A 12,377-nucleotide genomic window follows, 5' to 3' on the forward strand; every position below is an offset into this window, starting at 1 on the left:
TCCCTGCCTCATTTCACGGTATAGTACAAGAGTTCAGAAGGAGGCATGCAGCATGAAAAAACGACGCTCTGGTACGAACCGGCGAACGGTTCGCAAGTTGACATTCCTGATCGAGATCGACGAGATCAAGGCACTTCATCTGCGAAACGGCATCTTCGCCTTCTATCGTCAAGGAGAGCTCATCCACGCGTTCGAGCCGTTCAACGTCAAGGCGCCCGATGCACTCTCAAAACGTAGCTATCATTTCGATCAACACGATATCTTGCTTATGAACGAACGGTTCCCTGAGCAAATCCCGTTGTATGATGAAGCGATGACGTTACGCTCTTGGGCCGACCAGGTCGCTTATGGTTTATACCAATTGATCGATTCCAGTCGCCTGTCGTTCGTCCATGAGGATGACACAGGATACAAGATGGAAGCGATGATCACATGGACTGGAGAGGCATTGACGCCTCCGACGCCCGTCTATAAAAAAGGAAAAGACCCGAAGTAACCTTCAGGTCTCGTACGGCGCTTCCCACTCAGTGGGAGGCGCTTTTTTATTTGACTGTCAGTAAGCGTTCGACGGTCCGCGTATGCCGTCCACCTGTCGTTGTAAAGACAAGCTTATATGACCCCTTGTCTTTCAACTTATACGTAAACTTATGCGTACCGTTCGTTAAATTCGATTGCGTGAATGTCTTAACGACCTTCCCGTCCTTATAGAGACGTGTCGTCGTCTTCGCACTCGCATACTCATCAAAATAGAATGTAAACGCCTGATTCGGCTTAACCGTTGCCGGTAACGAGATCTTCGAGATCGGTGCCGGCAGTGTCGCTAAGATTCCGGCATTCAAGCGACCTGCTCCGTAATGCAACTTCGTATCACCTGATTTTTTCGTCGCTGCAGCATATAACTTACTGCGCATCGTCGTGTTCGAGACGAATGGGTTCTTCGATTTCGCGAGCGCCAACACACCACTGACGACCGGTGTCGCCATCGATGTTCCGTCCAAGTAGCCGTACTTGTTGCCGACGATTGTCGAGTAGATCCCTTCCCCCGGTGCCATGATGTTGACTCCTTTACCGTAGTTCGAGAACGTCGAGGCACGCCCCAGCGTTCCGACGGACCCGACACCGACGACTTGACTCATCGATCCTGGGAAGAGTACTTTATTGCGCCCGTCGTTTCCGGCCGCTCCGACGACGAGTATGTTCTTCGCTTCCGCCTTTTTGACCGCTGCTTCCATGTACGGATCAAACTCATATTGTCCGAGTGAGAGATTGATGACATCTGCTCCCTGCTCGATTGCATACAAAATACCGTCGCCTATGTCGATTGATGCAGCAAAGTCTCCATCGAAGACATCGGCCCCGATCAGTTTGACACCAGATGCGACACCGACGATCCCTTGACCGTCTTCACGCGCCGCGACGATACCGGCGACGTGTGTCCCGTGATCGTCAGGTTTCCGGATTCCAGAAATCGTCGTCGTCTTATAGATGACGTCCTTGAACTCGCGGTGTTTCGTATCGATTGCATCATCGATGATCGCAACGCGAACGTCCGATTTCCCGCGGCTGTACTTCCAGTAAGCCGGAATCCGTGACTGATCGAGGTACGTTTGTTGGAACTGGGCAGAATCCGTTGCTTTTTTGACGTCCGTGATTGGAATCAAATCGGCATCGATATCCTTTTCTTCGAGATGCTCAAGCGGCTCGACGAGCGAGAATCCTTTTTGTTTCAAGGCACGAATCTCGGTCAGCCCCTGATTCGCCAACCACTCTTGTTTTTGTTGTTCTGTAAACGTCGGATCATATTGTACGTATTGAGACTGCGCGAAAGCAGACGTTGGCATGGCGACGATTGTCGCTAGCGTGAGTAGTGCAAGTTGCTTTTTCATGGGAACCCTGCCCTTCTCTGATTACGCGCCGACCGAAGAATCGTCTGGACTAAAGCGGAACCGTGCCGTCCGGTTCTTCGCTGACTTCAAAAGGAATGATCTTTCCGATCGTCACGTAAGCATAATAGCGTGCAAGGACCGCACGCCAACGCGTTGCATCGATCCCCGTCAGGTCTTCACCTAACGGGGAACCGTCGAATGTCTCGAACTGTTGGCAAAAGAAGGCTTCTTCCTCCTCATGCCACGTCACTTCTTCGCCGATGAACCCGGTCGAAAAGCGGACAAAATCCGCAATCGAGGGTCCAATCACTTCTGCCGGCAAGCGTTCGCTCATCCGTCCGACCAGTTCATACCGGTCGCGTTGTGCTTGTTCCGCTTCTTCAATCGAATGACACAGCAGCACTTCACGATTTATTTCTACTAACACGACATAGTCACCACTCGGTAAATTGACGTGAATCATCCCTACACCCCTCGGACTGAATTCGTGCGGCTTCTAGGTGTCATTTTTTCTTCGATAATTTATAATGTCCATTTTCGATCAAATGTTAATTCAATCGGCTCGTTATCTTTCGACTTTAACATAACGACCCGCGTCGTTTCAATTTGATCGACGAGATCCGCTTGACGAAGAGACTGAATTTCCTTTGAAGAACCGGCTTCAATCCGGTCTCTGTAAGGGGCAAGCAACTCTTGTTGATTGCTTGCGAGTGCATACCAGGCAAGACGGGCGAACGGTTCGTCCTTCGCTGTTTCAAGCGCGTAACTCTCGAAGATATCTGGAAGATAACTGCTAAATTGATCAAGCGCGTCAATTCGTTCAGCGACATCTAAAATCGTCAACCAGCTCGGGAGTGAAAGCAACGATTCGCTCGACCACCAGTCGAGTAAATCGACATGCTCTTTAAGTAATTGATGAGCTTCCGGTCGGTCAATCATATGTTGTAGCGTCTGGATGAGTTCGTTCCAGGCAAGTGACCAGTACTCCTCTGATGGATTAGCTGAAAGGAAAAATTGACGATAGACCGTCAACAATTCCGAAACGTCCGTTAATGGTTCGACTTCTAACCGTTGATTGAATCGGCTAACTGCTTTTGTAAAATAATTTGGTTCAAGCGTCAGTGCCATATAGAGTAATTTTGGTGCATTTTTAATTTCGCCTTGATCGACCGTCTCAAATAATTCTTGAATCCATTCTGGTTGTGGTTGTGTCATAATCTTTTTCCTCCGTCTAGTAAATTTATTTACTATACCCGAAAAAAGATTGGTTAAATCCTTTCTTCTCTAAATCGCTCCGATTCGTTGGGCAGTTTCCTCCGAACACAAGACGATCAACGTCCCGTTTTTCGGAATCGCTTCATCGAGTCGACGGTTCAAATCGAGTCGTTTTCCATCAGATAAGATCGTGACGCCTTCTTCTAGCAAAGCATGATAGGCGTCACGGTACGTCCCCCACTCCGGTCTACTCGGAATCGAGAACATGCCCTCACCGTCCTTCGTCAACAAATCCGTCACGACCTTCGTCACCCCAGGATGATGGGACGCGAGGATCGCCATCCGGGCAATCGTCTCGTCACCAAGTAACACCTCATCAACCTTAACCTGTTCGAAGCTGTCGAGGTGTTCTTCAAGCATCATTTCGACGATTGTATAAATGTTCGGATTCGCCCGTTCGATGCTTGAAGCAATCAACAATGTCCGTCCGTCAGCATGGACCGGTGGAATCGAATGATCAGCGAGGACGATCGCGCGAACTGCCTTTTCGATGTGTGCCCGTTCGAGCGTCGATGTCAGTGCCGGATCACCACAGACGTAATGAAATCGTGGGTGACTGAATGGCTCGCGCTCTAAATCATCGACGAGGACGACATCCGTATGTTCGAGTAATGAATCGATGACGTGCTTCGAACGCCGACTGTAACCGAAAACGACGGTATGCCCTGTTTCTTTCACTTGTAATAACCCTCTTTCCTTTTGATTACGAATCAACTGGACACCGTCGACCAGTTTTGAGATTAGTCCCCCGACGATCCCGATTCCAAAGATGAAGACGAAAATCGTCAGAATCCGACCGGTATCAGAATTCGGGAAGAAGTCGCCGTACCCGACCGTGACGACGGTCGTCATCGTCCAGTAGACGGCCCGGAAGTAGGATCCGAACGTTTCTGGCTCAAGAGCATACATGATGCCCGCGACACCAAAGACGAAGATTAGAGACGCATATCCGAGCGTCCGCATGCGTAAAAACGATACTTTTCGTAAAAAACGTAACCAGACCATCTTTTTTTCATTCCTTTCGAACAATCCGGTCTCTTTCCCTGTCAATAAGGGCGAAGGAGGTGATACACATGACACAAGCAGAAGAAATCAAGACGAGTCTCGTCATTGTCTTCGAGCGGAAGGACAAGGTGACAGCAAACGGTGATGCCGTCGTTGCTCGCCGCCGCTATAACGGCTTACGTTCGAATCTTCCAGCAGACGTCGTCGCTTCGATCGGTCAAGCGGTCGGCAGCTTACTCGACGGACGCTACGCGCTGACGGAAATCAGCCGTGACTACGCTCTACTCAAGGCATAACTCGTCCCTACATTTCATGAAAGGAGTGACCATTGATGGAACATACGATCGTCCTGACATTTGATACGGTGACAAAAAAACCGTATCGCTTGCGGATCGCTGGTGCGAAGGAAAATGCGACCGTGGCTGAGATCAAAGCAATCGGTGACTTGTTCGTCGCCCATGACCCGTTCATGAACGGTGTCACACGTCTCGCGTCCGCTGAATTGCAAAATAGTTCGGAATCGCCATTCGTCTTGTAAGCTTTTTCAGTCCATCGTCACGGGATTACGTGACGATGGCTTTTTTTTGGTATACTAGAAACATCAACCAGCTGAAAGGAAGTCAATTTATGGCCAAACGCCCACTCACTCCTCGCGAATGCGAACTCGTCGTCTGTAGTCTCTACGTAATGGAACTCATCCCGTTCGAAGGCATCATGGAACGTCTCGAATCCATTACGCTCCGAGACATCATCGGCCCCGTCGCACGTGGTGAATCGACGCGGGAGCAAGCTGCTGACGCGCTTGACCAGTACATCAAGGTCCGACGTCGCCGGTTCCGCAACGTCCCACCGGAACATCTGTGGTCGCTTGACGACCGGATTGAACAAGAAGCACTGCGGATGATCCGCAAGCGTTCGCCGCTCTCGGCAGGAGAAAAGCTCCAGCCGAAAGCCATTCCTCATGAAATGGGTGATACGGTCGAGTTGAAAGTGACCGAAATTCAGGATCGCAACAACAAAGTGACCTTGATCGGGAAAGTCGGAAACGTCACGGCGAAGCTCCCGGTCGCGAACCGTCAAGCCTATAAAGGCAATAAGACGATCTCTGCCTGGATCACGGGTGTCGAGAAAAAACCTGCCTTACTTCATCTGTCGACATCCGACTACGGTAAGCATCAGCCGTCAGACGACGTCAAAGCAGCGTACGCAACTGCCGTTGCCGCGTTACGTCGTTATTTCGAGACGAACGAACTCCCGACGACCGAAGAAGTCGATCTCGCGAAATCACTGTTTCAACGGATGATCCGTCGCGATCAGAATGATTGGTTCACGGTGTACGTCGCGATGGGTCGCCCACAACTTGATCACGTCCGGCGCTGGGTCAAGGTCATTCAGATGCTCGCTCGCTCACTGCGCGGAGACGAGGAAGCGACACAACAACTCGCTTCGCAGGAAGATCGTTTCTTCAAGGACGCCTTATTGCGTGCCTGTAAAGCGGCAGAGAAAAATTTCACGTCTTGATGCTTTCGCCCTAGAACGTATCGATTCCTAGTCAAAACGAAAAAAAGAACGCTTCGGACCGGATAAGTTTTTCCGGGACGAAGCGTTTTTTCGTGGATCATTGAACCGCAAAATCATAGATACGCGTTCCTTTTTTACGATTCGCATCTTTGATTTCTCCTTGATACATCAGTTGCTCATTCTTCAGATCGATCACGGACACTTGGAATCCATCGTTTGTCTCGGAAGAGAGATAAAGCTGCATCTCGTCCTTCGAATCCAACCAATCAATCTTTTTCAAAACGAGCGGACTGCTTACGCTATGCTCGGATAATCGTTTCGTTTCCAAGTCGAACATCGACCATTCGATTCGTTTCGTCTCCCCTTCCGGCAGACGGAAGCCGATGAGATAACGACCGTTCGCATAGGGCGTATAACCGATTTGTTGCTGATTCAACTCCTTGATGGAACGAACGCTCTTCCCGTCATCGAGGAAATAAGATAGTTTAGTGTTCTCCTCATCGCTGTCAGACGGTTGTTCCGTGTAGACGACCTCATTTTGATGAATCGCTAAAAATTGACGAGCGTGTTTAGGCGCTACTGGCTTTTGAAGAACGATCTCTTCAACCCGGTCGCCTGTTAAATCGAGCACAAGCAGTTTCGTTTCCCTTGGCTGATCGACTCGATCAAGTTGAATGTAGACCTTCATTGCCTGTTTATCGACGACACTGGCTTGTATGTCCATCCCCGTCTCAAGTTTTGTATCATACTGAAATGTTTTCTCGAACATCTCCTCCGTCTTAAACGTAAACATCTTGAATTGCAGTTTATTGTGTTTGATCTGAATCGCATACTCTGATTGTCCATCTCCACTTACATTCGTTTCCATATGCGTCGTGAATTCGTAATATTTATCTGGCAAATCCGTCATGCTATCTTCACGGAATAGTTGTCCGACGTAAGAATTTGACTGTTTTTCGATGTCTCCCTTAGCGTTGACATCATAAATCGTCGAACGCATGCCTTTCGTCTGAAGACGTAAATTAAAATTTTCGATTTGCGAAGGTTTTCCACTGACGGTCTCGAGCGAAAAGTCTGCTCCTTTGATCGACAGCGTGTAGCCGATGTAGCTTCCGATTGTTATGAGAATGATCACTCCATAGATCAGAAGTTGACGATATCGTTTCATGAGATTTCTCCTTTAGACGGATAGACGCGTCTGGACTAACCGCAGATTTTTGTACGACACATATAACGTTAAGAGCACGATGTACCCGAGATAAAATTGCATGTGCAGTTGACTCAAATCGTTCGAAATAGCTGACAATGCTAAGCCCAAAATGATATAACCGCCAATCAACGCAATCCCATGTAATCCGACGAGCAAGAACGCTTTTCCCTTTCGGAACGATCGTTCAAGTAATACTGTCATGAAGACGAACGAGATGACGATGAATGTCATCAGTAAGATGAATAAAATATCACTCGGATACATCGTATAGAACAACTTCATATAGATGGAGTATTCATTGATGCTGGCTGTGACCTGTTGAGCATCTGGTAACAACCATAAGTAGAGATTACGACTAAGCAACAACAGCCCCCACTGAATTCCGATCAAACTAGTCACGACAAGTAAGAGTGCCGTCATTTTCGACCCAAAAATCGCCCGGCGTGATCCCGGTAACAATAGCAATCTGTAGATGTACTTCGTCTCACCTATCCAGTCGCGGTACCAAATCCAAAACGCAAACAGGATGATCATCCCCATTGCTAATACAAGGATTGAATCGTAAAAATCCGTTGCCTGTGCAAATGTCAACGCACCACCTGCTCGCGCAATTGCGTCCATTTCTGATATCTGTTCAATCCGCATCGTTTTCTCGATCGTGCTTTGATAATCGTAAATTTGATAGAGCAGAGACGCGATTTCCGCGACGATCAAGCCTGAAATCAACAACACCAATACTTTCGTACTTCGTTTCAGTTCTTCATTCGTTAATAACAACCAGCGTTTCATCCTTGATATACCTCCCGCATCCGGTCTTGGACCGATTGATGATGATGACCTCGCAGTTCATCCGTCTCTTTGACTTCGACGATCTGACCGTCTCGTAAGAACAACACTCGGTCGATCACTTGCTCGACTTCAGTGATTTCGTGAGTCGTCATCAGGATACTCCGTCCTTCCATGAACTCACTTGAGAAAATCCAGGCAATCTGTTCCTTCATGAACAAATCGATTCCCGCGAGCGGTTCGTCGAGTAATATGTATGGACGATCGAGGGCGAATCCTAAGACGAGATTGAACTTCGCTTTGTTCCCTTTTGATAAGTTCGCCATTTTATCCGTCGTAAACAGCTGAAACGTCTGCAGTAACCGTTCCGCTGTCTCTTGATTCCAGTCTGGATAATGATCTGCCATATATGCGAGCGCTTGTCCGATTGTCATGTAGCTCGGCATCGTCTGAAGATCAGGCACGAACGCAATTTTGCCGCGCGATGTTTTACCGTCGACCGTCACCGTCCCGGCATCTACCGGAATCAGACCGAGAATTGCTTTTAAAATCGTCGACTTCCCTTCCCCGTTCAAGCCGATCAGACATGTCACTTCGTTTAGACCGACGGAGAACGTCATGTCACGTAAGACCTGTTTTTTTCGTCCATATCGCTTCTGTAACCCTTTTACCTCAAGCATCGGATTCACCCTCCTTGATTATCACCATTGTATTAAGACAATAGTACATCTGTTAACTGTATGGTACATGCCATACAGTCTAGCGTCAACCTGTTTTTTTCCTCATGTTATCCAGAAAATGAAAAAAGAGCCGGACAATCCCGTCCGACTCCGCGAGTATTCGACTTCGTTTTTGCTTTTTAATTTATGAAAGAAGAGAGACGTTTGGTTCACTCGAAATCGCTTCCTAAGGAAAAACAAGCAGGAGCGACCCTGCAACGAAGTGAAGCGGCGCGATGCTTGTCCCAGGAAAACGATTCGAGATGAACAAAAAAGTGCACGCTGTCTTCACGACGTCGAATTCTCTCGATTCGTTGATTAAAAAAAGAGAGGACGCCCTAATGGACGCCCCCTCTGAAAACGTGACTGGTGCTTCAATAAATATCAATCGTTGACTCCAGTGCCCGGCATGTCCGACGCACGGTCGGTAAGAAGTCGGTCCGTTTTGCGACACCGCCTTCAATCTGGACATGCTGAATGCCTTTCGTCCGCTGCATCGCTGTTAAGACGGTGACCAGCTCGATGAACCAATTCGAGATCAGTTCGACGACCTGTTCGTCAAAAGCGGCAGCGCCATACACATCATACCCGTTCTCGCAGAGATGGTTCGGGAAGCGGGCTTTGAACCGATGAATCAAAGTGTCCGTCGTCGGAATTAAAAATTCGTTATAGACGACACGTTGTTCGGCATCAAGCGTTTGTTCTGTCACACCATCCATCATCAAATGTGGCTGATTGCCGATATTCAATGTCCAACTCGTCTTCTTTCGCTCGCCAGTGGAAGTGATCGTTCGCATGGTTTCATCCATCTCCTTTTGATGTGTAAGCGTTTACCTTCTCATTTTACCTGTCATTTGACCTGTTCTGCAACCGTCAACTTGACCATTTTAAACGATGACTTCGCTTGACATTCAGTCTACCAAATTCAACGCTTTTTGACGATGTCAGGAATTAACATCGTCCTTGTAAATGTAGACAGCAACGAGATCGATCAAGACATGGATGATGATCAGCGGCCAGAGTGTCTCAAGTGCTAGGTACAAGTAACCGAATCCCGCCCCGATCAGTCCTGTCACGAGGATTGCGAACCACCCTTGATAACGATGCGCGACACCAAACAAGATTGCCCCGATCCAGACGAAACTGACGTTAGAAAACGGTAAAAATAATCCGAGCGTATGAAAAAGAAACCCGCGATAGATCAACTCCTCCGTCAACCCTGCCATCAGCGCGACCATCTGAAACCCGGTCCGTTCCTCTTTCGTTCGTGGCAGAATCAGTCGCTCCGCCTCACTTTGATAAAGCGGCAACAAACGTTTGCGAAACGCCGGAACGGTCGCCGTCAAAAGCAAGACGATGCAAAGCAAGACGATCAGTCCGATCGTCGCGTACCAGACCGGACCCCTTGGAACAAAAAACGTCAAACCGATTTCTGGCAACAGCGTACCGCTAATCAGCGTGCCACCGACGAGCAACAGACATAAGATGCCGCTCGACTGGACCATCGAGGGGTAGAATTCCTTGCGAGGAACGATCGTCAAATCGACCGGACGGACCGCCGCGATGATCGAAAGGACGACGAGTAATCCGAGTAAAAACCCATTTACGAAGAGATACATGACTTCGACTCCTTTTTTGATTCCACACTCCCGTCACAGAAAGTGCTATTAGACCCTACTAAAATATGATACCATTCAGTGGAATCCTAAACAGAGGAGAGAACAATATGCGAAAAGTTTTTCGAATCAGCATCTTGTTCGTACTGTTCGCCCTCATCGTCAGTAGCTTCATCTACTGGCAAAATCGGGAACGTGTTCAAAATGAAATGTATCGTACGTATTATGGACAGCATGGCGTACCTGCCGAGAACATCGACATCTACGAACAAGCCGCGGCACGTTACGACATCGACTGGAAGCTACTCGCCTCCATTCATCGCGTCGAGACGATCTTCTCGAACTCGTCAGCGATGCAATCGTCCGTTGGCGCCATCGGCCCGTTCCAATTCATGCCGAAAACATGGGTCGGTTGGGGATACAAAGGTGGCACGTCGCTCGGTGACATCGAGCATGACGGCATTGACGTCACGGATCCGGAAGCCATCGAGAAATATGGTGGTCTCGGAGTGGACGCGGACGGCGACGGGAAAGCTGATCCGACGAGTCTCGTCGACAGCGCCCACACGGCAGCGAAATACCTGAAGCAACATGATGTCACGAAGACATCCGACCGAGACACGCTCGCGACAGCACTGTTTGAATACAATCGCAGTGAACAATATGTTTCTGACGTGCTCGCCCAATACGATCGTTACCAGCACCATGTCGAGGCGATCGATGCGAACGACCTCGACCTCAAGAAGAAGACACTCGCGTTCTTCCTTCGCATCAGCTCACGTTTGACCAATTAAAAGGAGGCACCACCCATGACACCAGCCGATTCTTCCGAACTCTTGATTGAGGAATCGTCGATCCGCGTCCAGACGACGTTTGATCGAGACAAGACGAAACGCTATTTACGCAGCTATATCTTTGACGACATCGCAGAAGGAACGCACGTCGCCGCATTAATTTACACACCACGGACGACGGACGCCTTTCTCTCTGGAACGACGACACAACGTGCGTACAATTTGATGAAGAAGTATGTCAATGACCCCGTCAAACAATATGACATCATCAGTTTGATGCCGGACCTTCTCGTCAGCGAGGATCTACCGTTCGCTCAAGCAAGCTTCGATGAGACGAACTATGAGTTCGTCGCGAAGACACTTGCCGATGTTAAAGCGAAAAATGGCGTCGTCCTCTGTGGCTGGGGTTCTCCTGGTCGTCTGATGCACCACCTGCCGGCATACGAGGAACTGTTTGATCAATATGCTGACATCCTCTATTGCTCCGGCATCACGAACAAAGGTGAACCGAACCATCTGCGCTTGACGATGGACGATAGTCCAATGATCACGTATAACGACATGAAACAAAAAGCGAAAAAATTGCGTCGTAAATGACACAATAGACCCTTCCTTAATGGATAGGGTCTTTTTTCGAAACATTTTCCAAACATATTGCGTATAATCAAGGTCTACATCAATCATTACATAGTAAGGAAGGTCATATGATGCCATTTTGGGATGAAGATCTACAAGAAGAAACGATCATTTCAGTCAAAGAAACAGACATCACACGAATCGAGCAAGCCGTCAGCGGTCGACTCCCCGCTCGCTACCTCAAACAGATGCGAAAGCAAAACGGTGGTGTTCCAGAAGCGAAGGTCGTGATGGTCGAGTTCGAGAATACATGGTCGGACGAAGAAACGGGTCTACATCTTCCGCTCTGCTCGATGACATCATTGACATTCGAGCGGTATCTGGACGAATTGTCGGTCCTCCGGGAATGGGACGTCGAAGGGAACGTCATGATGTTCGCTGAAGGACAAGGTAGCTATTTTTGGTACTTCCACTTTACGGAAGATACTGAGCCGACTGTCTGGTGTCTCGACATTTCGGACGAGACGAACCATTTCGTTGCGTCAACCTACGACGAGTGGTTAACGAAGCTGAGTAGCGATGTTCCGGAAGTCTTCATGCCGGATGTCGTATTTCTGACGTTACCTGAAATCAAGGACATTCTCCGTGGAGATGATGAAAACGAAAAACTCCTCGCCTACTCCCACTGGATGATTCTCGATGAAGAACAGGAAGAACTCATCGAAGCGTTCATGACACTGATCGAACGAAACGACCAGCCTGATTTCCTTGGCTCTTATGCGTATTACCTCATGGAAGTCTTGACGAACAACCCGGATTTATTAGACCAGAAACGAGATGTCGTCACTGCCTTGATCCTCAGCAAAGGTGACGATCTCGATGCAGAGGATTTGTTGTCTTGGATGGACGAAAAGAAAGACGAAGAGTTATGACCTAAACCATAAAGCCAGTATTCTTCGTCCAAACGGATGACGAATACTGGCTTTTTT

At 48.5% G+C, this 12,377-nt stretch carries 16 protein-coding genes; 7 read left to right on the plus strand and 9 right to left on the minus strand.

What is annotated here, in order from left to right:
* Positions 1–52: 52 nt before the first annotated feature.
* Positions 53–496 carry a hypothetical protein gene (locus BW42_RS05895; RefSeq protein ID WP_029341396.1) on the plus strand — a complete coding sequence of 148 codons (444 nt, stop codon included), beginning with the start codon at positions 53–55 and terminating at the stop codon, positions 494–496.
* A gap of 46 nt (positions 497–542) precedes the next feature.
* Here BW42_RS05895 and BW42_RS05900 read toward each other — a convergent pair whose 3' ends face one another.
* From BW42_RS05900 to BW42_RS05915, 4 genes are all read right to left on the minus strand, one after another.
* Positions 543–1,886, minus strand: a complete 1,344-nt coding sequence (locus BW42_RS05900) for a S8 family serine peptidase (RefSeq protein WP_035408449.1) — start codon at positions 1,884–1,886, stop codon at positions 543–545.
* A 49-nt stretch (positions 1,887–1,935) separates the two neighbouring features.
* Positions 1,936–2,349: a hypothetical protein gene (locus tag BW42_RS05905; protein ID WP_023467922.1), complete on the minus strand. Its 414-nt coding sequence runs from the start codon at positions 2,347–2,349 to the stop codon at positions 1,936–1,938.
* A 59-nt stretch (positions 2,350–2,408) separates the two neighbouring features.
* Positions 2,409–3,101 (minus strand): hypothetical protein, encoded by a 693-nt coding sequence (locus tag BW42_RS05910; RefSeq protein ID WP_035408451.1) that lies wholly within the window; start codon positions 3,099–3,101, stop codon positions 2,409–2,411.
* A gap of 69 nt (positions 3,102–3,170) precedes the next feature.
* The gene (locus BW42_RS05915; protein WP_231496867.1) at positions 3,171–4,166 is read right to left on the minus strand and encodes a TrkA family potassium uptake protein; all 996 of its coding nucleotides are present in this window, start codon (positions 4,164–4,166) and stop codon (positions 3,171–3,173) included.
* 68 nt (positions 4,167–4,234) lie between these two features.
* Between BW42_RS05915 and BW42_RS05920 the strand changes: the two genes are divergently transcribed.
* The 3 genes from BW42_RS05920 (at position 4,235) to BW42_RS05930 (ending at position 5,687) form a co-directional block, all read left to right on the plus strand.
* A complete protein-coding gene (locus BW42_RS05920; protein ID WP_035408455.1) occupies positions 4,235–4,462 on the plus strand; it encodes a hypothetical protein in 228 nt (75 codons plus the stop codon).
* 35 nt (positions 4,463–4,497) lie between these two features.
* The gene (locus tag BW42_RS05925) at positions 4,498–4,704 is read left to right on the plus strand and encodes a DUF2922 family protein (protein WP_035408457.1); all 207 of its coding nucleotides are present in this window, start codon (positions 4,498–4,500) and stop codon (positions 4,702–4,704) included.
* An 89-nt stretch (positions 4,705–4,793) separates the two neighbouring features.
* Positions 4,794–5,687, plus strand: a complete 894-nt coding sequence (locus BW42_RS05930) for a hypothetical protein (protein ID WP_035408459.1) — start codon at positions 4,794–4,796, stop codon at positions 5,685–5,687.
* Positions 5,688–5,784: 97 nt separating this feature from the next.
* Here the strand turns inward: BW42_RS05930 and BW42_RS05935 are convergent, their stop codons facing one another.
* The 5 genes from BW42_RS05935 to BW42_RS16005 form a co-directional block, all read right to left on the minus strand.
* A complete protein-coding gene (locus BW42_RS05935) occupies positions 5,785–6,855 on the minus strand; it encodes a hypothetical protein (RefSeq protein ID WP_035408460.1) in 1,071 nt (356 codons plus the stop codon).
* Positions 6,856–6,867: 12 nt separating this feature from the next.
* Positions 6,868–7,686 carry a hypothetical protein gene (locus BW42_RS05940; protein ID WP_035408462.1) on the minus strand — a complete coding sequence of 273 codons (819 nt, stop codon included), beginning with the start codon at positions 7,684–7,686 and terminating at the stop codon, positions 6,868–6,870.
* Positions 7,683–8,363, minus strand: a complete 681-nt coding sequence (locus BW42_RS05945; protein WP_035408464.1) for an ATP-binding cassette domain-containing protein — start codon at positions 8,361–8,363, stop codon at positions 7,683–7,685. The genes BW42_RS05940 and BW42_RS05945 overlap by 4 nt, the downstream gene beginning before the upstream one ends.
* A 413-nt stretch (positions 8,364–8,776) precedes the next feature.
* Positions 8,777–9,199 (minus strand): hypothetical protein, encoded by a 423-nt coding sequence (locus tag BW42_RS05950; protein ID WP_035408466.1) that lies wholly within the window; start codon positions 9,197–9,199, stop codon positions 8,777–8,779.
* A 147-nt stretch (positions 9,200–9,346) separates the two neighbouring features.
* On the minus strand, positions 9,347–10,021 hold the full coding sequence (locus BW42_RS16005; protein WP_052019048.1) for a CPBP family intramembrane glutamic endopeptidase: 675 nt from the start codon (positions 10,019–10,021) through the stop codon (positions 9,347–9,349).
* 107 nt (positions 10,022–10,128) lie between these two features.
* On the opposite strand from BW42_RS16005, the gene BW42_RS05960 reads away from it, so the two are divergent.
* The 3 genes from BW42_RS05960 to BW42_RS05970 all read left to right on the plus strand — a co-directional run bounded on the left by BW42_RS05960 (position 10,129) and on the right by BW42_RS05970 (position 12,320).
* Positions 10,129–10,812: a lytic transglycosylase domain-containing protein gene (locus BW42_RS05960; protein WP_035408468.1), complete on the plus strand. Its 684-nt coding sequence runs from the start codon at positions 10,129–10,131 to the stop codon at positions 10,810–10,812.
* 15 nt (positions 10,813–10,827) lie between these two features.
* On the plus strand, positions 10,828–11,409 hold the full coding sequence (locus BW42_RS05965; RefSeq protein WP_035408471.1) for a DUF1643 domain-containing protein: 582 nt from the start codon (positions 10,828–10,830) through the stop codon (positions 11,407–11,409).
* Between the two features lie 110 nt (positions 11,410–11,519).
* Positions 11,520–12,320, plus strand: a complete 801-nt coding sequence (locus tag BW42_RS05970; protein ID WP_035408473.1) for an SMI1/KNR4 family protein — start codon at positions 11,520–11,522, stop codon at positions 12,318–12,320.
* The last annotated feature ends 57 nt before the right edge of the window (positions 12,321–12,377 follow it).

The sequence above is a fragment of the Exiguobacterium sp. RIT341 genome (assembly GCF_000632205.1).
GTDB lineage: Bacteria > Bacillota > Bacilli > Exiguobacteriales > Exiguobacteriaceae > Exiguobacterium_A.